The following is a 22987-nucleotide window of genomic DNA, read 5'->3' as shown; positions in this document are numbered from 1 at the left end:
AATAGAGGTGTCCGAAGCCAAAGATGGGGGTTCGATTCCCTCCAGGCCTGCCAATTAAGCACTTAGGTGCTTATTTTTTTGCCCTAAAATAGTTTGATTTAGGGATTTTCTTAAGTAAGTAATTTATTACATTACTAATTTAACAAAGTATATTGAAAAATAAAAATCTAAGAATATAATAATATAAGAATACTCATACATTAAAGGAGGCAATATGAAATTTGGAGTTAGAGATAAGATCTGGATTACAGGATCTACAGGCAGGCTAGGTTCTACAATTTATAGGTACCTAGACCCTATAGATTGTGAGATAGTTGCCACTGATAAACACGAGGTCGACATTACTAATCTAAAGGAAGTAGCCACATTTACTGAAAGGCTTAGGCCTACGGTTATAATAAATGCATCAGGTATTACCAAGCGCAATGAGTGTCAGGCTGACCCTGACAAGGCTTATTTGTTAAATGCAGTTGGTGCCAAAAATATAGCCATAGTGGCTAATAGGTTCCATGCAAAAATTGTTCAATTATCAACTGCAGATGTATTTGATGGCAAGGCAACAAGTCCTTATAAAGAAATAGATGAGCCAAGGCCTAGAACAATCTATGGCAAGAGCAAGTTTTTGGGTGAGCAATTTGTAAGGGACTTTTCTGACCATTACTTTATAGTGAGGGTTTCAAGGCTCTACTCAAGGGAAAATGGCTTGGTAGAAGATATAATAAGTCAGGCAAAAAGTGGCGAGGTTAGGGTAGCCAAGGATAGATTTTCTTCACCAACTCCAGCCTTTGAATTAAGTAAGTTCTTGATAGGGCTAATTAATACCAATAACTTTGGTACTTATCATGCATCTTGTGGTGGGGTATGTTCTCAGAAAGAATTTGCCCAAGAAATTATTGACTTCTTAGGTCTAGATGCCAAAATAAAAGAAGAAAACGATCCATCAAGGGTTGACTTTAGTCCTTTCTATGGAGGTATAGATAATTACTTCTTAAAAATTACCAAGGACTATGAGTTTTTGGAATGGAAGTTAGCCCTACATGAATACATAAAGAAGGAGGGATTAAATGGATAAGGGTAAAAAGGAGAAAAATAAACAAAGGTTCGGCCTATCACAAAGAATATTTTTATCATTGATACTAGGTGTTGTGGTGGGGATATTAATCCATTATTTTATACCGGAAGGACACTTTAGAGATGATATACTAATAGAAGGAATTTTTTATACCATAGGCCAGATTTTTATAAGACTCATGCAAATGCTAGTAGTTCCTTTGGTATTTTTCTCCATAGCAGATGGATGTAGGAACCTCGGAGACACGGATACCCTAGGCAAGGTTGGTGTAAGGATAGTGGTCTTTTACTTATTTACCACCTTTCTTGCCATAGTAGTTGCTCTTCTTCTTGCTAATCTTATTAATCCAGGTAAGGGGATGAACATAAATATTGGCGATAATAAGTTTGATATGGAAGGAAGTACAGAGATTTCTCTTTCTGAAACCATCCTAAACTTTATACCTACCAATCCAATCGAAGCCTTGGCTAGTGGTAATATGATTCAAATCATAATATTTGCAGTAATCTGTGGCCTTCTAATTGCCTATATGGAAGATAGGATGACAACTCTAGGCAATATTGTTACAGAGATGAATGACCTAATGATGGGGATGACCATGTGGGTAATGAAGCTTGCTCCAATAGGGGTATTCTTCCTCCTAACTAGGACATTCGCATCACTGGGCTACGAGGTAATCTTGTCTATGATTTCCTACATGGCAACGGTCTTAACAGGACTATTGTTCCAACTAGTGATTGTTTACCTCGTCTTATTAACGATCTTTACTAGGGTCAATCCTTTTACCTTTTTAAAGAAATTCTTCCCAGTAATGACCTTCGCTTTTTCTACAGCTTCATCATCAGCGACAGTTCCGCTCCACATAAAGACCCTAGATGAGATGGGAATTGATAGGAAGATCTCTTCCTTTACTGTTCCATTAGGATCTACCATCAACATGGACGGAACTGCTATAATGCAAGGAGTGGCAGTAGTATTTATAGCCAATGCCTACAAGATAGACCTAAGCCTGACAGACTTCTTGACTGTAATCCTTACTGCGACCATAGCATCAGTTGGTACTGCTGGTATACCATCTGTTGGACTTGTTACCCTATCCATGGTCTTACAATCGGTAGGACTTCCAGTAGAAGGAATAGCCATGATAATGGGTATTGATAGGATTCTTGATATGTCAAGAACTGCTATCAATATAACTGGAGATGCAGTGGGCACTATAGTTGTGGCAAACTCATTAAAGGCCTTTGACAAGAAAAAATATATGGAAAAAATTCAAGAAAATTAAAAAAAGGGCTGTTGCAAAACTATGAAAAATCATCGTCCCATCGTAAGAATGTTCTTCTAATGATTTTGGAACGATTTATTCATTTTACAACAGCCCTTAAATTTTCCTATAAACTTTTTTGACAATCAGGGCATATACCTGTAAATTCAAAATTATGACCAGAAATAATAAAACCTGTATCCTTTTCTATCTTATCTTCTAAGATATGGACAGGGCATGAGTCTATAAGAAACTTTTTGTGGCAGATATTACAAGTTATAAAATGCTTGTGGTCTGCATTATTTAGTTGGTAATAACTTACCCCATTTAGGTCAATGGACCTTAACAAAATACCATTTTCTTCCAAAGTGTTTAGGTTCCTATAAATGGTTGATAAGTCTAGTTCAATCTCATTTCTCAATAAATCGTAAAGATCTTCTGCTGATATAGGATTACCATCTTCAAGGAAGGCCTTAAGGATTAGCTTCCTTTGGTTTGTAACCCTAAGATTTTTATCTTTAAGTGTTTGTCTAATATCCAAAATGTCACCTCTTTTCGATATTATACCTTATTTGACAAAGGTTTAAACTCGAATATAATTAAATATGCAAATAAATTGCAAGAGGAGGAATAATGAAAAACAAGAAAATAATAACCCTACTTGCTTTGAGCTTAGCCTTAACAGCTTGTGGCAACAATAATCAAGGAGAACCGGCAAATATAGAAAATACAGAAGTAACATCTGGACCATCTACAGAAGATAGTGAGGGAGTAGTTAGACCTTCAACAGAAAAAGAGAAATCAGAAGAAAATGAAGAAAGCTCTGTAGTCTATGCTTCTTTTTATCCTATATATAATTTAACCAAACAAATAGCAGGAGATAAATTCGAAGTAAAATCCTTCACCAATCTAAAGACAGAATCCCATGGCTTTGAACCATCAGCCAAGGAAATAGCAGACCTATCAGAGGCTGGACTAATCTTTATAAATGGAGCTGGTATGGAAGAATGGGCTGAAGATGTTGAAGAAAATGTAGAAACAGACTTTGTCAATACATCAGAAAATATCGAATATATAAAGGCAGAAGGTGGCCATGTACATGACCATGAAGAAGGCGAAGAAGACCACGAACATGAAGAGGGTGAAGACCACGATCATGAACACGAAGAAGACCATGAACACGAAGACGTTGAAGACAACGATCATGAACACGAAGACGTTGAAGAGCATGACCGTGAAGAAGAAGGCCATCACCACCACAACCACGGCGAATTTGACCCTCATACTTGGTTAGACCCAGAAAATGGTAAAGAACAAGCCAAGGTTATAGCTGACAAGCTATCAGAGATAGATCCTGCCAACAAGGACTACTTCCAAGCCAACTACCAAAAAATTGCCGATGAACTAGATGCTATAGTTAATGAATATAGCGAAAAATTCTCATCAGTAGAAAACAAGAAATTCATAGTACCACATGAAGCCTTTGGTTACTTGGCTAAAAGATTTGACCTTGAACAAATCCCCCTAAACAACCTAACTTCAACAGGAGAAACAGATGCCAAGGTTCTTAAGGAAGTAACAGACCTTGCCAAGGAAGAAAAACTAAAGGTAGTCTTCTATGAAAAGGGTGGTTCAGATGAAGAAGCCAAGACCCTAGCTAATGAAATTGGCGCAACTGCTGAGCCTATCTCAACTATAGAGTTTGCATCTGATGAAGAATTAGAAAACGAAGTAACCTACCAAGAATTAATCAAAGAAAACCTAGAAGCAATCTACAATTCCCTAGCCTAATATGACTAAACTTATAGAAATAAGGAATTTAAAATTTTCCTATCCGTACAATTTAATATTAGACGATATAAATTTTGACGTAAATGAAGGAGACTTCCTAGCACTTAGTGGAGAAAATGGGGCTGGGAAGTCTACTCTTATAAATATCCTCCTTAAGAACCTAAAAAAGGATGGAGGAGAGATAAAAATCCTAGGTAAGGACATAGAAGCCTTCAAGGACTATGACAAGATTGGATATGTTCCTCAAGCGAAGGATTCGACAAAGATAGCTTTCCCCATAACTTGTGAGGAATATGCCATCCTGGGTCTCTACAAAAAGTTTAATATCTTCAAGAGACCTACAAAAGAGTGCTGGGAGAGACTTGACTTTACCTTCAAGGACCTCTCCATCCAAAAGCTTAGGAAAAAGCCCTTCAAGGACCTCTCAGGAGGTCAGCAACAAAGGGTGATGATAGCTAGGGCCTTGGTATCAGATCCCAAGCTCCTTATCCTAGATGAGCCTACAGTTGGTATTGATGCCAGGCACAAGAAAGACTTCTTGAAACTCCTAATCCACTTAAACAAGTACCATGGCCTAACGATCCTTATTATTAGTCACGAGCTTGATTTAATAAAGGACTATGTTACAAGAATCCTATACCTTCATGAGGGGAGGATAAGCCATGCTTAGTTACGATTTTATGAGAAGAGCCCTTTTGGCAGGGTTTATGATTTCCCTAATTATCCCTATGATAGGGATGGTAATGATTAATAGAAAGACCTCTATGATAGGCGATGCCCTTAGCCACTCATCCCTATCTGGAATAGCCCTAGGCTTAATTATGGGAATAAATCCCCTTTTGGTTTCACTAATTATATGTATCCTATCAGCCTTTGCCATAGAAACAATAAGGAAGAAGTTTGACCAATATGGGGATATGGCGACAGCTATAGTAATGTCTACTGGTATAGGCCTTGCTGCAGTCCTATCAGACTTTACACCTGGAGGGGCAAGCTTTGAATCCTTCTTATTTGGATCAATAACTACAGTAAGTAAAGAAGAGTTGCTTATTATAGGCGTCATGTTTATCTTAGTTAGCTTTGTTTCCATATACTACTACCATGGACTCTTGTATAACTCCATCAATCCCCTAATGGCTAGACTGTCTGGGGTTAAGATCCATGTGGTCGATGGTCTCTTTACCCTAATAACTGCCATAACAGTAGCTATTTCAGTAAAGACCGTAGGAGCCCTGATGATAACATCCCTCATGGTAATACCAGTGGCATCAGCCCTAATGGTCGCAAGGTCCTACAGGTCAACCTATATACTATCCCTAGTCCTCTCCCTAATATTTATGCTAGGAGGAATAAGCATCTCCTTCTACAAGGGACTAAAACCTGGAGGAACCATAGTTTTAATAGGAATAACCTTCCTAATAATCTTTTCCATAATAGGACTTATCAGAAGAAAGCTTAAGTAAGAGACTTAGGCTTTTTTTCTTGTGAGCTTTAGTGAGAATTTCGGAATATGTTAGTAAAAATACTAAGAAGGCTTAGGGATTAAATTGAAGTTCTTAGATATTGTCATTAGAGATAAATTTATTTTATTGGTCATACTTGTCAGGTTAATCTTATAACCTGGTCATTCTACTTTTTCCTAATCCTTTGAATAAAATTATAATTATGTGATATGATTATATTATCGATAAAAATATGAGTAAAAAACTGATAGTGATTCATGGGGAAAATTATAGGAATTAGGTATTATGACTAGTGAAAGTATTTTTTTAAATAAGATCAGTACGACTAAATATCTAGCATCAACCCTTAGCTTGGGGCTTTGTCTTTATTTGATGGTTAAATTAGAAGACTTTTCCTTAAAACAAATTTTTCTAGGGTGTCTTTGCCTAATTAATATTAAAGATTTGCTGGTAGGGGTAAGTGAAAAAGTTACCCATAAGGAAATATTAATCAAGTGGTTAGGAAAAACTTATAGGAATTTATATCCTACCTTAGGCCAAAGAGCCACTAAACTATTCTTTCTTTTCCTTGCTGTGCTTATTATAGCAATTAGAATTATCCTCCCTATAGTCATCTACCTTATTTAAGGAGGAAATGAGTTTGAAATTATCAAAAACAAAGGATACAAAGTTCAAACTCAGTCCTTTGTAAAAATGACAAATCAATTAAGCTAAATCAAGAAAAAAGATCAAAAGAAAATCCTATCAGCCTCTGGGATTTACATATTAATATAAAGGATACGAAATGGTAATACTAAATAATAGAGAAATATTTAATAAACTTATAGAAGAAGGTTACAAGAAAGAAGATGATAAAATTCCTCAAGGTCTACCAGTAGCAAAATATGCTAAGGGGTCTGATAGTTTCTACATATCTCATGGCAAGCTCCACCTAGATGATAAGACAAGTGAGCTTGTAAAAAGCTTTGGGATAAGTTATGAAGAATTTGGACCGAAAGATTCCCAAGCCCTCAAGGATTTAAAAAGAAAGATCTTGGATAATTTGTAAGATGGAGTAATTATGAAAAAGACATTTAAAATATTCTTACTTATTTTTGGACTTTTTTTCTTTGCTGGCAGGGCCTATGCCAGTGAAGCCGATTTAAAAAATGATATTCGAGAGGCCGTTTTTTCTACTGTTGATGGTAAACTTGACTACCAAGTCCATATCAAAAGCCTTTATGGGCCAAGTGATGTCGATGTTTATATGCAAAATACTGATGTAGACTACTTTACATCAGCGTCAACCATCAAGATTTTTATAGGACTTGCTGTAAGAGAGCAGGTCCTAGGTGGAGATTTATCTTATACAGATGAGATAAAAAGAGATCTTGACCTTGCTTTAAGAAATTCAGATAATGAAGCGACAAATAGACTAATAGATGCCCTGGGTGGTTTTGATAGGATAAACCAAACAATTTATAAGTATACCAAGAGTAATTTGACCCAACTAAATAGGTATATGCTAGGAGGAGGTAAGCAAAATATACCAATCCAAGGGACTTAACCAAGGGGATGGTAGCCATATACACAGCAGATGACTACATAAGTAAAGATATGCTTGAGTCTATGGAAAATTCGTCTTCCAAAAGAAAAAAGCTTCTAAAAAATATAAATCCAAATTATACCGCCTACAACAAAACAGGTGAGCTTATAACTATAGAAAATGACCTTGCCCTTATAGAAACAGACAAGTCAGCCTTTACCATTAGCCTTCTTACTGACAACCAAGACTATATGGATAAGGCTAGCCAAGTTAATTTAATGAACCTCCTAGGAGAGAAGGTAACCAAGGCCTTCGAAAGCTTTGATGAAGAATATATCAAAGACCAGGAAAGAAAAGAAGAAGAATTCTATGAAAGATTGGCTACAGATAATAAAAAAATAGCCTATACCATCTACAAAAACCAAATCTTTGTAGAAGCATCCAAGATCCTTATAAATACTAGTCCCAATACCGTAAAACCTATAAGGGCGAATTTCGAAGAACTTATAGGAGAATCTGAAGACCTAGTAGGTAAGGCTATCGATATCTTAAATCAAGGGTCAAATAGTCCTACAGGAGATGAAGATATTTGGAAAATCAACCTAATAAGACTTGTATTTACTGATGAAAGCGAGCTTAAAAATATAAACAAGGACCTAGCCCTAGCCTTTTATCAAAATGATATATATGTAAGGGCAGGCAAAATCCTCCTAGAAAAGGCCCCTAAGACAAGCCTAGGGATAAGGAATGAATTAATAAAAAGTATAAGGGAAGCCCAAAAAATAAGAAGTCAATTAGATGATATCATAAAGGCTAATAGGGGATAGGGATTTATTAAGGTCATAGACAATAAAATTTTGTAATATCGTAAGAAAGATCGGTAGGATTACTGGTCTTTTTTTAATATTCTTAAAGATTTTGGGCATATATATAAGGAGGGGTGTCCATATCCTCACTATAGGACTTTTGTTAATTTCATATTTGAATCAAGTTAAAAAATTCTTATAATATTAGGCGAAAATATTAAAATAATTATAAGCTTAGAATTGATTTAAAATTTAATGAGAGTACAATAGTTTTATAAGTAAATTAAATAAATAGATGATTATTGTCTATTTTGTGGAGAATATGAATCAATAGGAGGTTAACATGGCAAAAATTGATCCAACAAAAAAAAACAAGGTTGAAAAGTCAATACCAAGTAGAAATCAAAATGTAGCTGATGATCCAACTCTTAGACGTGCTGGTGGACAAGTTGTAGACAACAACGAAGATTCTATGACTGCCGGAGAACGTGGTCACATTTCTATCCAAGACTTGTGGTTATTTGAGAAACAAGCTCATTTTAATAGGGAAGTTATTCCAGAAAGAAGAATGCATGCCAAGGGATGGGGTGCTTGGGGAGAATTTACTGTAACAGATGATATCACCAAGTATACCAAGGCTAAATTATTCTCTAAGGTAGGTAATAAGTGCAAGGTCTTCTCTAGAATGTCTACAGTAGCTGGAGAACGTGGAGCTGCTGATGCTGAAAGAGATATCCGTGGATTTGCTGTAAGATTTTATACAGAAGATGGTAACTGGGATGTAGTAGGAAACAATACACCAGTATTCTTCTTTAGAGATCCAATGAAGTTTATCGACCTAAACCACGCTGTTAAGAGAGATCCTAAGAGCCACCTAAGAAGCCCAAATACAAACTTTGACTACTGGTCAGCTCTACCAGAATCATTACTACAAACAACAATAATTAACTCTGATAGGGGTATCCCATCATCATTTAGATATATGCATGGATTCGGTTCTCATACATATTCTATGTACAATGAAGAGGGAGAAAGATTCTGGGTTAAATTCCACTTCAGAAGCCAACAAGGTATCCAAAACTACACAGACCAAGAAGCAGAGATTGTAAATGGTAAGGATAGAGAATCTTCAGGTAGAGACCTATATGAAGCTATAGAAAATGGTCAATATCCAAAATGGAAGATGTATATCCAAGTTATGACAGAAGAGCAAGCTAAAAAACATCCAAACAACCCATTCGACCTAACAAAGATGTGGTTAAAGGAAGATTATCCACTAATTCCAGTAGGTGAATATGTGCTAAATAAATACCCAGATAATTTCTTCCAAGATGTAGAACAAGTTGCTTTCTCACCTGCTAATATAGTTCCTGGTATTGCTCTATCACCAGATAGGATGCTCCAAGCTAGAGCCTTCTTCTATTCAGATGCTCAAAGATATAGACTAGGTGTAAACCACCATCAAATACCAGTAAATAGCCCACAAGGTGTAAAAAATCCTCACGATTTCCACAGGGATGGAGCTATGAGAGTAGATGGGAACAAGGGCTCAGAACTCCACTACGGTCCAAACTCATACGGAGCATGGAAAGACCAACCAGAACTTGAAATACCACACGATGAAGGTGGTACTGTAAAAAGATATGACTTCAGGGAAGATGACCACGACTACTTTACCCAACCAGGTATGCTATTTAATAGAATGACAGATGAGCAAAAACTAGTTTTATTTGAAAATACTGCTAGAAATATGGGCGATTCTACCATGCAAATAAAACATAGATACATCAGAAACTGCTACCAAGCAGACCCTGAATATGGTAAGGGTGTAGCTAAGGCACTTGGCATAAACATTGACGATGTAGATGTAACAATGAACATACCTGCATCAAGAGAAGAGTGGGAGAAGGAAATAGCAAGAGATGCTGATCTCAACTATCCAACAGAACCTGCTGAACCAGAAAGTGCAATGGACCTACCAGAAGAAGGTAGAGATACCAACGTGGAAGATCCTAAGAGTCTTATCTCTTGGGAAAACGACCCATACTTGCTATAAAAATTTTACAAATAGGGATTGCTTTCGGGCAGTCCTTATTTAATTAAAAAAGGAGGTTAAATGAACATTGTATCATTAAATACAACCAGGGCTTGCAACCTATTTTGTAAACATTGCTATAGAAATTCTGGCGAAGATGTAGATACTTCAGGAGAATTGACTACAGAAGAATGTAAGCAATTGTTTAGGGATATGAAGGAAGCTGGTTTTAATATGATCAAACTATCAGGTGGAGAACCCCTTATGAGACCTGATATCTTTGAACTCGCTAAATATGCCAAGGACCTTGGTCTCTATACTTGCCTTGGATCAAATGGAACTTTGATAAATGAAGATAATATATTGGATATCAAAAAATACATAAAGTCTGTAGCTGTATCAATTGATTCTACTGACAAGAAGACCCATGATGAATTTAGAGGCTACGAGGGTGCCTTCGATAAAACCATGGAGGGGATTAGACTTCTTAGGGAAAATGGGGTCAAGCTCCAAATAAATACTACCATATCAAGACTTAATAAGGATGAAATAAGAGAGATCCTAGACTTTGCAACAGAGCTAGGTGCATCATCCATCCATGTTTTATTCTTGGTAATGACAGGTAGAGGGAAAAATCTCGGCGATTCCTACTTAAATAAGGAGGAGTACCTCCAAGCCATAAAGGAAGTTTTGGAATACGAGAGCGACATCTTTATCAAGCCAACCTGCGCTCCTCAATCCACAGTAATAGCCAAAGACCTAGGTCTTGATCCAAGGGTTAGGAAGGCCTGCATAGCTGGAACATCTTACTGCTCTGTAGTCTATGACGGTAGGGTAAATATCTGTCCTTATGCAGAGATAGAGGCTGGTAACTTGAGGGAAAATTCTTTCCTTGATATATGGAATAATAGTTCGATATTTGAGAAGTTAAGAGATTTTGACCAATACAAAGGTCTATGTAAGACTTGCAACAACCACGATATATGTGGTGGATGTAGGGCTAGGGCCTTTGCTGATAGCGGAGACTATTTGGGCTTCGATAGATATTGTAGTTTGGTGGATTAATATGGAAAATTTAAAAAAATTTACACTAAGAGATTGGGTTTTGATGGCACTTGCCCTAGCCCTAATGGTAGTTGTAGGTAGGCTTTTGTATACTATAAGCATGACTCTACCAATTCCTTCATCTAGAGTACTTGTTACAGCACCAGTCTTTGCCTTTATCTATGCGGCAACAGCCATGGTAACTAGGAGAATTGGTACAGTTTCTATAATTTCAATAGCCTATGGACTTTATATGATGAGGATGACAATATTTGGTGCTTTGGCTGGAGTTCTTTCAGGAATCTTGGCAGATATAATAACCCTTGTGATTTTTAGAAACTATAAGAAGAATAGAAATATAGTTTATTCTGTCCCAATAAGGTCATGTATTTCTGTGTGGACTTCGTTTTTTATAGTAAAATTCTTTGTCCCACAATCTAGATTTATCCAAGCAGGCTATATACCAACAGCTATAGTTACTGTAGTGATTTATTTTGTTGGTCTACTTGTTAGTAAGTACACAGTAGAAATCCTAAATAAAAGGCTAGGCCTATAATGATGAAGCTTGGAGTAAAAGAATACGATAGTGCCAAAGAGCTTGACCTTAGGGAGAGGAAGTATATCCTAGCCCACGATGATGAAACAGGCAATCTCATGGTTCACATTGTGAAGGACTTTGATGAATACAAGCTTTCAGATAAGCTAGATGAGGTCTTTGCCTATTGGGGAGATAATAAATTTGTAGTTGCCTTCCTCCTTGATAATGAAAAATCAGCATACGTCCCAGAAGGAAGGTTTAAGATATTTGAAGGTCACCTAAAGAATTCCCTTATAGCCATTCTAAAGGCTGAGAGAAAGCTTAGTCCTGATGATCTTAATCTTACACTCAGAGAAGAGTATAGGTCAGCTAATCCAAGCTTAAACCTTGTTAGGGAAGAAAAGAACCTCTATGATTATATTTATGGAGATGATGGTTTAGAGAAATATAAGCCAGGCTTTGACTACAAGACACTTGCCCACTATAAGAAAAAAATTTGATATGCTTGTAATAAATTAAGTGTAGGGCCATGCCCTTCATTTTTTGTGGGGATTTTTGCTTGCTAGTACTTTACATCTATAATCTAGTTTCTTATTACTAATTATAATTTTTAAGATGTGGTATAATATAAGTATGAAAGGTAAATTTATAGTATTTGAAGGACCGGATGGATCAGGAAAGACTACGGTTTTAGCAAAAGTTAAGGAAAGACTCAGAGAAGAAAGAATCGATTTTATAGATTTTAGGGAACCTGGAGGAACTGATATCTCTGAGAAAATCCGTGATATAATAATTGATAAGGCAAATTCTTCTATGACGGCGAGGTGTGAGGCTTTATTGTTTGCAGCATCAAGGGCACAACTAGTAGAAGAGAAGATAAGGCCAGCCCTAGAAGAGGGCAAGCTTGTCTTATCAGATAGGTTCGTCCTATCATCTCTTTGTTACCAGGGAGTCGGCAGGGGGCTTGGAGTTGATGAGATAAGAGCTATCAATGACTTTGCAACGGGAAGTATAGAGCCTGATTTGACCATATTTTTTGATATAGATTACAAGACTGCACTCATTAGGAAGAGGGAAAATTTTGAAGCAGACCGTCTTGAGAGCGAAGATTTTGACTTCCACAAGAAGATTTTTGATGCCTATAATTCTATAGCAGAGACCTATAAGGACAAGATCAAAAAAATTGATGCGACCTTGAGTGTGGATGAAGTAAGAGATCAAGCAATAGATTTAATATATAGGTTATTGGAGGAGAAGATATGAAATTACTTATAGCTATTGTGCAAGATGCAGACGTTAATTTTCTAATAGATGCACTAACAGAAGAGGGTTATAGGATAACTAAGCTTGCGACAACTGGTGGTTTTCTTAAGAAGGGAAACACAACCTTGCTTATAGGTGTCGAAGAAAATGAGCTTGAAGAGGTACTTGGTATTATAGAAAGTAATTGCAAGAAGAGAAATACCAAGACCAATATCATAAATCCTAGTGTAGAAAGCTCTATCTTGACCAACACAGTACCAATAGAGATAACTGTAGGAGGGGCTACCATCTTTGTAATTGATGTAGAACAATACATTCAACTATGAGTATCCTAGAAGAGCAGTTAGAGAAAAATACCCTTGCTTCTGCCTATATCCTAGAAGGGCCGGACGAAGAATATAACAAGGACTTCGCCCTAAATTTTGCAGGAGATATCTTAAAATCATACGGACTTTCGGAAAATCCGACCCAAAGCTCAGATGTCTATATGATTGATAAGGGTAAGGACATAATCGATATAGAAACAATAAGAGAAGTTCTAAAATCTATCTATATAAGACCCCTTAACTCTAAGGTAAAGATCTATATCATAAACAAGGCTCACAAGATGAGGGCAGAGGGAGCCAATGCCATGCTAAAGAGCCTTGAAGAGCTAAGGGACTATGTCAAGATAATCTTTACAACAACAAATGCCGACCTTATCCTACCTACTATTAGGTCAAGGTGCCAGCTAGTAAGGATTGGCTCATCCCCTAGGGAGCTAGCTATTGATAGATTGGCCCTCTATAGGCTGGTCGCTGATACCTACCAGGGAAAGATCGAGACCTTTTATAAGAATAAGGACTTTTTGGAAGACTTTAGGGAAGATAGGGAAGTCTTATTGGATGGAATATTGGAACTTTTTAAAAAAATTCTAGAAAAAAATTACAGGCAAGCAAGGCTAGATAGTGACAACTTATATATTGTAGAAAAATTTGATGGAATAGGAATAGATAGCCTAGAGACAATAATACTTTGCTTAGAAGACATAAAGTCATATAATAAAGTAAATATAAATTATGATCTAGCTATAGAAAAAATCTTTTTTACAATATTTAGAGAGGGGAATAGAAGGTGAAGGTTGTAGGAGTAAGATTTAAACCTGCAGGAAAAATATATCATTTTGATAAAGGAGACCTTGAACTAAATGATAATGATAAGGTAATAGTAAATACAAATAACGGCTTAGAACTAGCAGAAGTCGCAATAAGTGAAATAGATGTCGACAAGGATGAGTCAAGAGAAATATCTAAGATAATTCGTAGGGCTAATAGGGAAGACTTAGATAAGGCTGATGAAAATAAGGAAGATGCTATCAGGGCAATCGAAGTATGCAAGCAAAAGGTCAAAAAACATGGTCTTGATATGAAAATAATAGATGCAAACTATTCATTTGATAGGTCCAAGCTAACTTTTTACTTTAAGTCCGAAAACAGGGTGGACTTTAGAGCCCTTGTAAAGGACCTGGCGGCTATCTATAAGAATAGGATAGAGCTTAGGCAAATGGGAGTCAGAGACCACGCTAAGATGATAGACCAATTTGGAACTTGTGGTCAAAAATGCTGTTGCACAAGGTTTATGACAGACTTTAAACCTCTTAGCATAAAAATGGCCAAGAACCAAGATATAACCCTAGACCCAACCAAAATTTCTGGTATGTGTGGTCGTCTAATGTGTTGCCTATCTTATGAAGATGAATGCTACAAAAAAGCCAAAAAAATTATGCCAAGAGTAGGCCAACAAGTCCATACTAATGATGGAGATGGGCTAGTTTTATCAAATGATTATATCAAGAATGCTTCAAAGGTTAGGGTAAAACTTACCGATAGCGACCAAGAAATTGAGAAGACCTACCCAATCAAGGAAATAAAGTATAGCAAATGATAATGGTAATCAATACGAATAAATTATCGTTTTGACGGGCTAATAAGAATAAATATAAAAAATTCTTGACTTAATTAGAAATATGTTGTATATTATTACCATAAGATAATTAATACATAGGAGGAAATTATGGCATATAGAATAGATCCAGATACATGTGTATCTTGTGGAACATGCGAAGGTGAATGTCCAGTTGGTGCAATCTCACAAGGAGATGCAGCTTACGAAATCGATGCTGATACATGTATAGATTGTGGTTCATGTGCAGCTGTTTGCCCAACAGAAGCAATCGACCAAGAATAATCATATACATAACAAAAGAAAGCCCCTTAGAGGGCTTTTTCTTATGGCCATTTTTTGCTCAAGCCCTAAGCTTAGCTTAGCTAGGGCCAAGGTTTTAATTTTTGCCTAGGTCTAGGACGTAGTCGTAGATTTCGTTCTTACTTAGACCTGATTTTTCTTTTATAATCTTAACTATATCCTTGGTCCTCCTGCCATCATTGAGGAGGCTTTTTATTTCGTCTTCATAGGTTGCTATTGACTTTTCTTCGACCTTCCTTCCTTCTAATATAAGGACGAATTCGCCCTTGAGGGTTATGGTTTCTGGATGGATTTCTGATATTTTCTCTAGCCTATATTCTTCAAATTTCTTGCTTAGCTCCCTAGCCAGGCACAAGCGTCTTTCAGGGAAGAGCTTCTTGAAGTCTTCTATGGTTTCCTTTAGCTTGTGGGGTGTATCTAGGATGATGGATGTCTTATCTTCCTTAACTAGCTTTTCGTAGTAGGCTTTTTTGTCTGAGGATTTTTTGGGGATGAAGCCGTAGTAGGCAAAGCTATCGTTATCAAGTCCTGATCCAACTAAGGCCGTTATAATTGAGCTTGCCCCTGGCAAGATGGTGTAGGAGATATCTTCTTCCTGGCATTTTTTGATAAGGATATGGCCAGGGTCTGATATACCCGGCATACCTTGGTCGGTAATGACTGCATAGGTCTTGCCATTTTTTATATCTTCTATGATAGCTTCAGATTTGGCTTGCTCATTAAATTTGTGGTAGGAAGTTAGATTTTTGTTTATATTATAGTAGTCTAGGAGTTTCTTGCTCTCTCTGGTATCTTCACAGGCTATGACGTCTACTTCTTTTAGGACATTGATAGACCTTATTGTCATATCTTCTAGGTTTCCTATGGGGGTTGGTACAAAGTATATTTGGTAATCCATATTTGCTCCTTAGCTTTGTCCAGATATTTGTTTCATCTCTGGACTGTAGTGGTCATTGTCATAAATTATGAGGGGATCTTCGATTTTGAGGCCCTCATTGGCGTTTTTGATGTATTCTATGAGGATAAATTGGGGCTTTTCACTTGCTCTTGAGTGGACAAAGCGAACCCTCTTTGGTATAAGACTTTTACTCTTGCTAAAGAGGCCGACCATCCTTTCTGGCTTGTGGATCATATAGAGTCTACCCCTATCCTTTAGGCTCTTTCTTGCAAAGTCGAAAATTTCTTCTAGCTTTAGGTATTTTTCCTGTCTTGATATAAGAAATTCTAGATCGGCATTAGCTATATTGTGGCCTAGTTTGTAGTAGGGAGGGTTTGTAATTATGTAGTCAAGGGAGTTCGGCTCGAAGTTGATTTTGTTTAGGTCATCATTAATGACTTCTATATTATCAACTTGGTTTAATTCGATATTTCGTCTTAAGAGCTCGGCCTTTTCCTTTTGAATTTCTACTGAGTAGACTTTTTTGAGTCCATAAAGCTCACTTGTTAGAAAGGAAAGGACCCCAGTTCCTGATCCTATGTCGAGGGCTATTTTTCCTTTTTTCATCTTGGCAAAGTCTGCAAGGATTATAGAGTCAACTCCAAAGGAGTAGGACTTATCAACATGAATCATTTTAATTTTTGTTCTTGGTAGGTAGTCTAGTTTCATCATATCTTTATTATAGGCTTTTGTTCATAACTTACAATTTACTTTTTATATTATCAATCCCTTGATAATGGTATAATAGAACCATACCAAAGATAAAGGAGAAGAAGAATGAAATATTTCGGTACAGACGGTTTTAGAGGAGAAGCTAATAAAAATCTTGATGTATACCACGCTTTTAAGATTGGAAGGTATATAGGAGATTATTTTTCACCTAAAAAACATGGTCATGGCAAGATCATTATAGGAAAGGACACAAGAAGGTCCTCCTACATGTATGAATCAGCCCTAGCTGCTGGTATCACATCATCAGGATCAAATGCCCACTTGCTCCATGTAACTCCTACACCATCAGTTTCATATATAACCAAAACAGAAGACTTCGACCTTGGAGTAATGATTACTGCAAGCCACAATCCTTTTACTGATAATGGTATCAAATTAATTAACAGTGAAGGCGAAAAGATGGGGGATGACTTCCTCGAAGACTTAGAAAAATATATAGACAGCGATATAAGAGATATAGACCTAGCAGTTGATGAAAATATAGGTAGGACTGTAGACTTTGTTGGGGGAAGAAATAGGTACATAGCCTATCTAATAAGGACAGTTACCAAGTCCTTTGAGGGCTTCAAGGTAGGCCTTGACTGTGCCAACGGAGCAAGCTTTACCATAGCAAAACCAGTATATGATGCTCTAGGAGCTGATACCTTCGTTATAAATGCTGATCCTAATGGCTTTAATATTAACAAGGATGCTGGATCTACTCATATAGAGGGCTTGCAAAAATTTGTAGTAGATAATAAACTCGACATTGGCTTTGCCTTTGATGGAGATGCAGATAGGTGTATCGCAGTTGATCATAAGGGGAATATAGTAGATGGTGATGCTATAATGTATCTTAGTGCAAAATATATGAAAAAAATGGGAGCCTTGCCATCAAATACAGTAGTTACAACAGTTATGAGCAATATGGGACTATATAAGGCTCTTGATGAACTTGGCATAAACTATGTCCAAACTCCAGTAGGCGATAAGTATGTCCATGCCAAGATGGACGAAGAGGGTTATGAGCTAGGTGGAGAACAATCAGGCCATATCATCTACAAGAAATTTGCCAATACGGGAGATGGCATCTTGACCTCTCTAAAGATAATGGAAGCCATGATAGAAGATAAGACTGACCTAAATTCCTTGCTAAGAGATCTAAAAATCTACCCACAAGAGCTAGTAAATATAAGGGTTAAGGACAAGAACTATACACTTGAGAATAAAAAAGTAAATGATACAATAGGCCAAGTAGAAGAAGCCCTAGGGGACTCTGGTAGGGTCTTAGTTAGACCTAGTGGTACCGAGCCATTAATAAGGATTATGGTAGAGGCAGAAACAAGTGAGCTTGCAAGTAAAAGCGCAGAGCAAATAGCAGCTACTATAAAGGAAGAAAATCTAGCTGAAGAAAATTAATTATCAGCTAAGCCTATTATAATGGAAAAAATCCCACCAAAAGGCTTAATTAAATATTGACAAAATAGCTTGAAGGTGGTATTATAAACCATTGTATGGAGATATCCGTATAAATATATAGGAGGTGTTTTATGGCAGATAAAGTAAAATTAGAATGCACTGTGTGCAAAAACAGAAACTATGATACAACAAAAAACAAAAAGACTCATAGTGAAAGAATCGAATTAAAGAAATATTGCCCACACTGCAAGAAACACACTGTTCATAGAGAAACAAAGTAGGGAGATACTATGGCAAAGAAAAAAGAATCTTTCTTTTCAGGAGTATCTAGGGAATTCAAAAAAATCCAATGGCCAAAGGGCAAGACTACAGTAGAGTATACAGGAATTGTTATTGCTATCTCTGCCCTAGTAGGAATAACTATTTGGATCTTAGATAAGATTTTCCAATTCTTAATTTCAGTAATTATGTAGGTGGAAGATGACAGATTCTTACGATTCTCCAGAAAAAAAAGAAGAAAACTTAGAAGCTAATCCAAGTATCAATGACAAAGAAGATCAAAGGCTAGCTGAAATCAGAGAAAACGCCAGACGGTATGTAGTTCACACTTATACAGGATATGAGAACAGGGTCAAAGATAAAATTCAAATGATGATTGATAATGAGCAAAATCCTGACATAATTGATGTAACAGTACCAACTGAAGAGTATGTCGAAGTAAAAAATGACTCTAAGAAAGTAAAGACTAGAAAGCTATTTCCAGGCTATGTTATGATCAAGATGAACGTAACCAACAAGAGCTGGTATATTATAAGAAATACCCAAGGTGTTACAGGCTTTGTAGGACCGGAAGGTAAGCCAATAGCCCTAACTCCTGCCGAAGTTAGAAAATTTGGTGTAAAGGACGAAGCTCCTATCTTAAATATCAATGTAAAAGTTGGCGATGATGTCAATATCATAGCAGGAGCATTTGAAGGATTTGTAGCCAAGGTTGATGAAGTAGATACAGAAAAGGGAAGTATTAAGGCCTACGTAGATATGTTTGGTAGGGATACCCTAATAGATCTAGACTTTACAGATATCGAAACAATTTAGAACTGTCGATACGTGGGAGGTTAGACCCGTTTAAACCACAAGGAGGTAAAAAATGGCAGAAAAAGAAGTAAAAGCAATAGTAAAATTACAAGTACCAGCAGGAGCTGCATCTCCAGCGCCACCAGTAGGTACAGCATTAGGTCCACACGGAATTAATATCATGGACTTCGTTCAAGCATTTAATTCACAAACAGCAGACCAAGCTGGCATGATTATACCGGTAGAAATGACTATATATGCGGATAGGACATTTACATTTATAACAAAAACACCACCAGCACCAGTATTAATCAAAAAAGCTATCAACCTAAACAAGGGTTCAGGAGAACCAAACAAAAACAAAGTTGGATCAATCAAGAAAAGCCAACTTGAAGAAATAGCTAACACAAAGATGAAAGACCTTAACGCAGCAAGCCTTGAGGCAGCAGTTAGCATGATAGCAGGTACAGCAAGAAGTATGGGAGTTACTGTAGAAGATTAGTGGGAGAGGGAACTCATAGACCACAGGAGGAATTAAATGGCTAAAAGAGGAAAAAAATACTTAGAATCAAAAAAAGCTTTTGATTTAAAACAAGAATACACATTAGACGAAGCTTTAGATATTGTAGCACAAACTGCTAAGGCAAATTTTGATGAAACTGTAGAATTGCACTTTAAGCTCGGTGTAGATAGCAGACACGCTGACCAACAAATCAGAGGAACAGTAATTCTACCAAATGGTACAGGTAAGACACAAAAGGTGCTAGCTTTCGTTAAGGAAGATAGGATAGAAGAAGCTCTAAATGCAGGCGCTGACTATGCAGGTGGAGAAGAATATGCTGCTAAGATCCAAAACGAAAACTGGCTAGACTTTGATGTTGTAGTTGCAACACCAGATATGATGGCAACAGTTGGTAAACTAGGTAGGCTACTTGGACCACAAGGCCTTATGCCAAACCCAAAAACTGGAACAGTAACAAATGATGTTCAAAAAGCTATCGAAGACATCAAGGCTGGTAAGGTAGAATACAGAACTGACAAGGCAAACCTAGTACACGTTCCAACAGGAAAAATCTCATTTGGCAAAGAAAAATTAGCAGAAAATATCACAACCCTTATCACAGCTATTGCTAAGGCAAAACCAGCAGCAGCTAAGGGTAAGTATATGAAATCAATTACTATTGCATCTACTATGGGCCCTGGTGTAAAAATCTCACCTGCAAGAGCTATGGATTTAGTCGAAAGATAACTTGCAAAATAAAATATTTGTGATATAGTATAAAAGTCAAATAACGAGGCTACCAAAGACTACGCAGACCTTAGCGTTTAATAATTGCGTATAGGTGGGATACAGAAACTACATCCCCACCGATGTAGGCATAAATGCTATGCCTATTTGTGGGGATTTTTATATACCTACCAAAGCCTATAGGAGGTGAAAAAGTGAGCGAAAAAGCAATAGCTGCTAAACAACTAGTAGTTGATGAAATCAAAGGTAAAATCGAGCAAGCTCAATCAGTTACCCTAGTTGGATTTGATCGTATGGATGTAAAAGAAATCACAGACCTACGTAACAAATTTAGAGAAAGCAAGTCAGAATACAAGGTTTACAAAAACACAATGATGAGATTTGCCTTCCAAGAACTAGGCTATGATGAGTTCGCTGATCAACTTACAGGTTCTAACGCCCTAATCTTCTCTAACGAAGACATAGTAAACGGGCCAAAAGTTGCAGTTGATTTCAGAAAAGAAGACAAAGAGAAAAAAGAAAAATTAATACTAAAAGCAGGAGTAGTAGAAGGAAACTTCCAAACAGGAGAAGAAATGATGGCAATAGCTTCATTACCAACAATCGACCAACTACACTCAATGCTAGCAAATGTACTACAAGCACCTATTAGAAGACTTGCAGGAGATCTTAACAATTCAGTATCTAAGATTGCAATCGTGCTTAATGCAGTACGTGAGAAAAAAGAAGCAAACGGCGAAGAATAATTAAAAAATAAATTAAAGGAGAATATTTAAAATGGCAAGCGAAAAAGTAACAAATCTATTAGAAGAAATCAAAAACCTAACAGTTTTAGAACTATCAGACCTAGTAAAGGCTATCGAAGAAGAATTTGACGTAACAGCTCAAGCGACAGTAGCAGCAGCTCCAGTAGCAGCAGCAGGTGCAGCTGAAGGTGGAGAAGCAGAAAAAACTGAATTCGACGTAGTTCTTAAATCAGCAGGACAATCAAAAATCAACGTAATCAAAGTTGTTAAAGACGTAGCTGGTCTTGGACTAAAAGACGCTAAGGCTCTAGTAGACGGAGCTCCTAAGACAGTTCTTGAAAAAGTAGCTAAAGACCAAGCTGAAGATGTAAAAGCTAAACTTGAAGAAGCTGGTGCTGAAGTAGAATTAGCATAGTTTTCTTTAATTTAAGGGCTCTCTTTGAGAGCCTTTTATATTGCAAATTATTAAATTACTGGTATATTACATTAAATAATAGTTCTAATATTAGAAAGAGGTAAAAGGTGGAAAATTTAGCAAAAAATCTTAGAACTCAAGAATATGGGCATAGGATATCTCAAGTAAAAGAAATATTAAATAACCATGGTATAAGGGTTTCTCACCAAAGACTTTTGGTATTGGACTATTTGATAATGCATCCTGACCATCCAACGGCTGATAGTATCTACAAAGATCTCAAGATATTAGACCCTGTAATAAGTCAAGCTACAGTCTATAATACCTTAAATCTTCTTGTTGAAAAAAAGATAATAAAAGAGCTAGACTTCAATATGACTAGCAAGAGATACGAATTCAAAAAGTCTAACCATGGTCACTTTATATGTGAATCTTGTGGAAAAATAGAGGATGTTGATGTAGTTAATATAGAATATCCCAAAAGCTTAGATGATTATGACATAGATAGCGTTGAAGTTATATTTAGAGGTGTATGTCCAGAATGTAGGTAAGTGTATAGCTTACGCATTTTATTGATGATTTATCAATTTAAACTATATTAAGAAACATATAAAAAATTCACTAAAATCCTCTATCATATAACAAATTGCAAATAATATTGAGATACTTACAGTAAACTAAATACGTGGATAGATATTGTAAATGGAGTTTGATAATTTAGATATTTTCTTGGTCTATTATTAAGCTCTATTAATTTTTGATATTTTTTGGACTTTACTCATTTAAGAAACCATTGATTTTCCTTCATTTTACTTAATTATTCAGAATATCTATCCACCAAGTAGATTATATACCAATATTTACTAGCCTATTATTTGCCTCTCTCATATAAAGCTTATAAATTATAAGCTTGGTATTGGGGTATCTTTGTTGATTAGATCATAGTTTCTTTTCTCCTATCTTTCATTGGTAATTATTAATATTTTCTTTAAACTTAATTATAACAAATTTGAGTAGACATAAGGGCTATTGTAAATAAAGCAAAAGGAAATAATGCAAGCTAATATAGCCCTAATTTATTGTAAACATAACTTAGAATACGATTTATCCATTCCCTAATCTTTTAACAATGTTTTGTAAATAATAGAGTTACCAAATCCGAGAATTTTCGATAATATTATTAAAGACATTAGATAGAGTAAGATTTACAGTATTTATTTTGATATCTTAGCTAGTTATATTATTATTAACTTTTTTAGACTGGGAAGAGATGAATATTTAATATAAATCATATATTAGATTTAAGCTTAATTTTGAGCTTATTATACAAAATAAATAAATGATAAAAAAGGCAAAAAAACTCTTGACAAAATTATAAAAAAGATAGATAA

Annotated in this window: 29 protein-coding genes; 26 read left to right on the top strand and 3 right to left on the bottom strand. The window is 36.2% G+C overall.

The genetic code is table 11. The annotated features are described in order from the left end of the window. Positions 1 to 214 precede the first annotated feature (214 nt). Positions 215 to 1072, top strand: a complete 858-nt coding sequence (locus MUN42_RS03400; RefSeq protein ID WP_243342966.1) for an NAD(P)-dependent oxidoreductase — start codon at positions 215 to 217, stop codon at positions 1070 to 1072. Next, positions 1065 to 2357: a dicarboxylate/amino acid:cation symporter gene (locus tag MUN42_RS03395; protein WP_243342965.1), complete on the top strand. Its 1293-nt coding sequence runs from the start codon at positions 1065 to 1067 to the stop codon at positions 2355 to 2357. Before MUN42_RS03400 ends, MUN42_RS03395 begins: the two co-directional genes overlap by 8 nt. Before the next feature lie 106 nt (positions 2358 to 2463). Here the strand turns inward: MUN42_RS03395 and MUN42_RS03390 are convergent, their stop codons facing one another. Then, entirely contained in the window at positions 2464 to 2877 is a 414-nt protein-coding gene (locus MUN42_RS03390; protein WP_243342963.1) for a Fur family transcriptional regulator, read from the bottom strand. A gap of 92 nt (positions 2878 to 2969) precedes the next feature. Between MUN42_RS03390 and MUN42_RS03385 the strand changes: the two genes are divergently transcribed. The 15 genes from MUN42_RS03385 to MUN42_RS03315 all read left to right on the top strand — a co-directional run bounded on the left by MUN42_RS03385 (position 2970) and on the right by MUN42_RS03315 (position 15027). Then, positions 2970 to 4127, top strand: coding sequence for a zinc ABC transporter substrate-binding protein (locus MUN42_RS03385; protein WP_243342962.1), 1158 nt, complete (start codon positions 2970 to 2972; stop codon positions 4125 to 4127). 1 nt (position 4128) lies between these two features. After that, complete coding sequence (locus MUN42_RS03380) at positions 4129 to 4797, top strand: metal ABC transporter ATP-binding protein (protein ID WP_243342961.1); 669 nt, start codon at positions 4129 to 4131, stop codon at positions 4795 to 4797. Then, the gene (locus MUN42_RS03375) at positions 4790 to 5590 is read left to right on the top strand and encodes a metal ABC transporter permease (RefSeq protein ID WP_243342960.1); all 801 of its coding nucleotides are present in this window, start codon (positions 4790 to 4792) and stop codon (positions 5588 to 5590) included. The genes MUN42_RS03380 and MUN42_RS03375 overlap by 8 nt, the downstream gene beginning before the upstream one ends. 784 nt (positions 5591 to 6374) lie before the next feature. Further along, positions 6375 to 6638 carry a hypothetical protein gene (locus MUN42_RS03370; protein ID WP_243342959.1) on the top strand — a complete coding sequence of 88 codons (264 nt, stop codon included), beginning with the start codon at positions 6375 to 6377 and terminating at the stop codon, positions 6636 to 6638. A 12-nt stretch (positions 6639 to 6650) separates the two neighbouring features. Continuing rightward, a complete protein-coding gene (locus tag MUN42_RS03365) occupies positions 6651 to 7136 on the top strand; it encodes a class A beta-lactamase-related serine hydrolase (protein WP_243342957.1) in 486 nt (161 codons plus the stop codon). An 8-nt stretch (positions 7137 to 7144) separates the two neighbouring features. Continuing rightward, positions 7145 to 7942, top strand: coding sequence for a serine hydrolase (locus MUN42_RS03360; protein WP_243342956.1), 798 nt, complete (start codon positions 7145 to 7147; stop codon positions 7940 to 7942). 322 nt (positions 7943 to 8264) lie between these two features. Then, positions 8265 to 9977: a catalase gene (locus tag MUN42_RS03355; RefSeq protein ID WP_279323793.1), complete on the top strand. Its 1713-nt coding sequence runs from the start codon at positions 8265 to 8267 to the stop codon at positions 9975 to 9977. 60 nt (positions 9978 to 10037) lie between these two features. After that, positions 10038 to 11021, top strand: a complete 984-nt coding sequence (locus tag MUN42_RS03350) for a radical SAM protein (RefSeq protein ID WP_243342955.1) — start codon at positions 10038 to 10040, stop codon at positions 11019 to 11021. A 1-nt stretch (position 11022) separates the two neighbouring features. Beyond that, a complete protein-coding gene (locus MUN42_RS03345; RefSeq protein ID WP_243342954.1) occupies positions 11023 to 11556 on the top strand; it encodes a hypothetical protein in 534 nt (177 codons plus the stop codon). Further along, on the top strand, positions 11556 to 12038 hold the full coding sequence (locus tag MUN42_RS03340) for a staygreen family protein (RefSeq protein ID WP_243342952.1): 483 nt from the start codon (positions 11556 to 11558) through the stop codon (positions 12036 to 12038). Before MUN42_RS03345 ends, MUN42_RS03340 begins: the two co-directional genes overlap by 1 nt. 133 nt (positions 12039 to 12171) lie before the next feature. Then, positions 12172 to 12801 carry a dTMP kinase gene (tmk, locus tag MUN42_RS03335; RefSeq protein WP_243342951.1) on the top strand — a complete coding sequence of 210 codons (630 nt, stop codon included), beginning with the start codon at positions 12172 to 12174 and terminating at the stop codon, positions 12799 to 12801. Further along, positions 12798 to 13127 (top strand): cyclic-di-AMP receptor, encoded by a 330-nt coding sequence (locus MUN42_RS03330; RefSeq protein ID WP_243342950.1) that lies wholly within the window; start codon positions 12798 to 12800, stop codon positions 13125 to 13127. The genes tmk and MUN42_RS03330 overlap by 4 nt, the downstream gene beginning before the upstream one ends. Then, positions 13124 to 13918, top strand: coding sequence for a DNA polymerase III subunit delta (locus MUN42_RS03325; RefSeq protein WP_243342949.1), 795 nt, complete (start codon positions 13124 to 13126; stop codon positions 13916 to 13918). Before MUN42_RS03330 ends, MUN42_RS03325 begins: the two co-directional genes overlap by 4 nt. Then, positions 13915 to 14724, top strand: coding sequence for a stage 0 sporulation family protein (locus MUN42_RS03320; protein WP_243342947.1), 810 nt, complete (start codon positions 13915 to 13917; stop codon positions 14722 to 14724). The genes MUN42_RS03325 and MUN42_RS03320 overlap by 4 nt, the downstream gene beginning before the upstream one ends. 129 nt (positions 14725 to 14853) lie before the next feature. Beyond that, entirely contained in the window at positions 14854 to 15027 is a 174-nt protein-coding gene (locus MUN42_RS03315; protein WP_243342946.1) for a 4Fe-4S binding protein, read from the top strand. A 94-nt stretch (positions 15028 to 15121) separates the two neighbouring features. Here the strand turns inward: MUN42_RS03315 and rsmI are convergent, their stop codons facing one another. Both rsmI and MUN42_RS03305 read right to left on the bottom strand, forming a co-directional pair. After that, positions 15122 to 15943 (bottom strand): 16S rRNA (cytidine(1402)-2'-O)-methyltransferase, encoded by an 822-nt coding sequence (gene rsmI / locus MUN42_RS03310; protein WP_243342945.1) that lies wholly within the window; start codon positions 15941 to 15943, stop codon positions 15122 to 15124. A gap of 9 nt (positions 15944 to 15952) precedes the next feature. Then, complete coding sequence (locus tag MUN42_RS03305) at positions 15953 to 16654, bottom strand: methyltransferase (protein WP_243342944.1); 702 nt, start codon at positions 16652 to 16654, stop codon at positions 15953 to 15955. A 105-nt stretch (positions 16655 to 16759) separates the two neighbouring features. Between MUN42_RS03305 and glmM the strand changes: the two genes are divergently transcribed. From glmM to MUN42_RS03260, 9 genes are all read left to right on the top strand, one after another. After that, positions 16760 to 18112, top strand: a complete 1353-nt coding sequence (gene glmM, locus MUN42_RS03300; protein WP_243342942.1) for a phosphoglucosamine mutase — start codon at positions 16760 to 16762, stop codon at positions 18110 to 18112. A gap of 131 nt (positions 18113 to 18243) precedes the next feature. Beyond that, positions 18244 to 18393 (top strand): 50S ribosomal protein L33, encoded by a 150-nt coding sequence (gene rpmG, locus MUN42_RS03295; RefSeq protein WP_243342941.1) that lies wholly within the window; start codon positions 18244 to 18246, stop codon positions 18391 to 18393. 9 nt (positions 18394 to 18402) lie between these two features. Then, entirely contained in the window at positions 18403 to 18585 is a 183-nt protein-coding gene (secE, locus tag MUN42_RS03290) for a preprotein translocase subunit SecE (RefSeq protein WP_243342940.1), read from the top strand. Positions 18586 to 18592: 7 nt separating this feature from the next. Continuing rightward, positions 18593 to 19207 (top strand): transcription termination/antitermination protein NusG, encoded by a 615-nt coding sequence (gene nusG / locus MUN42_RS03285; RefSeq protein WP_243342939.1) that lies wholly within the window; start codon positions 18593 to 18595, stop codon positions 19205 to 19207. A 52-nt stretch (positions 19208 to 19259) separates the two neighbouring features. Continuing rightward, a complete protein-coding gene (gene rplK, locus MUN42_RS03280; RefSeq protein WP_243342938.1) occupies positions 19260 to 19688 on the top strand; it encodes a 50S ribosomal protein L11 in 429 nt (142 codons plus the stop codon). Between the two features lie 36 nt (positions 19689 to 19724). Continuing rightward, positions 19725 to 20435: a 50S ribosomal protein L1 gene (gene rplA, locus MUN42_RS03275; protein ID WP_243342936.1), complete on the top strand. Its 711-nt coding sequence runs from the start codon at positions 19725 to 19727 to the stop codon at positions 20433 to 20435. A 194-nt stretch (positions 20436 to 20629) separates the two neighbouring features. Then, on the top strand, positions 20630 to 21181 hold the full coding sequence (rplJ, locus tag MUN42_RS03270) for a 50S ribosomal protein L10 (protein ID WP_243342935.1): 552 nt from the start codon (positions 20630 to 20632) through the stop codon (positions 21179 to 21181). A gap of 31 nt (positions 21182 to 21212) precedes the next feature. Further along, the gene (gene rplL / locus MUN42_RS03265; protein ID WP_243342934.1) at positions 21213 to 21596 is read left to right on the top strand and encodes a 50S ribosomal protein L7/L12; all 384 of its coding nucleotides are present in this window, start codon (positions 21213 to 21215) and stop codon (positions 21594 to 21596) included. A 107-nt stretch (positions 21597 to 21703) separates the two neighbouring features. After that, the gene (locus MUN42_RS03260; protein ID WP_243342933.1) at positions 21704 to 22147 is read left to right on the top strand and encodes a Fur family transcriptional regulator; all 444 of its coding nucleotides are present in this window, start codon (positions 21704 to 21706) and stop codon (positions 22145 to 22147) included. Positions 22148 to 22987: the final 840 nt, after the last annotated feature.

The organism is Anaerococcus sp. AGMB09787, from assembly GCF_022808955.1.
GTDB lineage: Bacteria > Bacillota > Clostridia > Tissierellales > Peptoniphilaceae > Anaerococcus.
This window is presented reverse-complemented; position numbering and strand designations above follow the sequence as displayed.

Bases quoted from the DNA above. Each gene is read 5' to 3' on its own strand.
- MUN42_RS03400 (WP_243342966.1), top strand. From the start codon at position 215: ATGAAATTTGGAGTTAGAGATAAGATCTGGATTACAGGATCTACAGGC.
- MUN42_RS03395 (WP_243342965.1), top strand. From the start codon at position 1,065: ATGGATAAGGGTAAAAAGGAGAAAAATAAACAAAGGTTCGGCCTATCA.
- MUN42_RS03385 (WP_243342962.1), top strand. From the start codon at position 2,970: ATGAAAAACAAGAAAATAATAACCCTACTTGCTTTGAGCTTAGCCTTA.
- MUN42_RS03380 (WP_243342961.1), top strand. From the start codon at position 4,129: ATGACTAAACTTATAGAAATAAGGAATTTAAAATTTTCCTATCCGTAC.
- MUN42_RS03375 (WP_243342960.1), top strand. From the start codon at position 4,790: ATGCTTAGTTACGATTTTATGAGAAGAGCCCTTTTGGCAGGGTTTATG.
- MUN42_RS03370 (WP_243342959.1), top strand. From the start codon at position 6,375: ATGGTAATACTAAATAATAGAGAAATATTTAATAAACTTATAGAAGAA.
- MUN42_RS03365 (WP_243342957.1), top strand. From the start codon at position 6,651: ATGAAAAAGACATTTAAAATATTCTTACTTATTTTTGGACTTTTTTTC.
- MUN42_RS03360 (WP_243342956.1), top strand. From the start codon at position 7,145: ATGGTAGCCATATACACAGCAGATGACTACATAAGTAAAGATATGCTT.
- MUN42_RS03355 (WP_279323793.1), top strand. From the start codon at position 8,265: ATGGCAAAAATTGATCCAACAAAAAAAAACAAGGTTGAAAAGTCAATA.
- MUN42_RS03350 (WP_243342955.1), top strand. From the start codon at position 10,038: ATGAACATTGTATCATTAAATACAACCAGGGCTTGCAACCTATTTTGT.
- MUN42_RS03345 (WP_243342954.1), top strand. From the start codon at position 11,023: ATGGAAAATTTAAAAAAATTTACACTAAGAGATTGGGTTTTGATGGCA.
- MUN42_RS03340 (WP_243342952.1), top strand. From the start codon at position 11,556: ATGATGAAGCTTGGAGTAAAAGAATACGATAGTGCCAAAGAGCTTGAC.
- tmk (WP_243342951.1), top strand. From the start codon at position 12,172: ATGAAAGGTAAATTTATAGTATTTGAAGGACCGGATGGATCAGGAAAG.
- MUN42_RS03330 (WP_243342950.1), top strand. From the start codon at position 12,798: ATGAAATTACTTATAGCTATTGTGCAAGATGCAGACGTTAATTTTCTA.
- MUN42_RS03325 (WP_243342949.1), top strand. From the start codon at position 13,124: ATGAGTATCCTAGAAGAGCAGTTAGAGAAAAATACCCTTGCTTCTGCC.
- MUN42_RS03315 (WP_243342946.1), top strand. From the start codon at position 14,854: ATGGCATATAGAATAGATCCAGATACATGTGTATCTTGTGGAACATGC.
- rsmI (WP_243342945.1), bottom strand. From the start codon at position 15,943: ATGGATTACCAAATATACTTTGTACCAACCCCCATAGGAAACCTAGAA.
- MUN42_RS03305 (WP_243342944.1), bottom strand. From the start codon at position 16,654: ATGATGAAACTAGACTACCTACCAAGAACAAAAATTAAAATGATTCAT.
- glmM (WP_243342942.1), top strand. From the start codon at position 16,760: ATGAAATATTTCGGTACAGACGGTTTTAGAGGAGAAGCTAATAAAAAT.
- rpmG (WP_243342941.1), top strand. From the start codon at position 18,244: ATGGCAGATAAAGTAAAATTAGAATGCACTGTGTGCAAAAACAGAAAC.
- secE (WP_243342940.1), top strand. From the start codon at position 18,403: ATGGCAAAGAAAAAAGAATCTTTCTTTTCAGGAGTATCTAGGGAATTC.
- nusG (WP_243342939.1), top strand. From the start codon at position 18,593: ATGACAGATTCTTACGATTCTCCAGAAAAAAAAGAAGAAAACTTAGAA.
- rplK (WP_243342938.1), top strand. From the start codon at position 19,260: ATGGCAGAAAAAGAAGTAAAAGCAATAGTAAAATTACAAGTACCAGCA.
- rplA (WP_243342936.1), top strand. From the start codon at position 19,725: ATGGCTAAAAGAGGAAAAAAATACTTAGAATCAAAAAAAGCTTTTGAT.
- rplL (WP_243342934.1), top strand. From the start codon at position 21,213: ATGGCAAGCGAAAAAGTAACAAATCTATTAGAAGAAATCAAAAACCTA.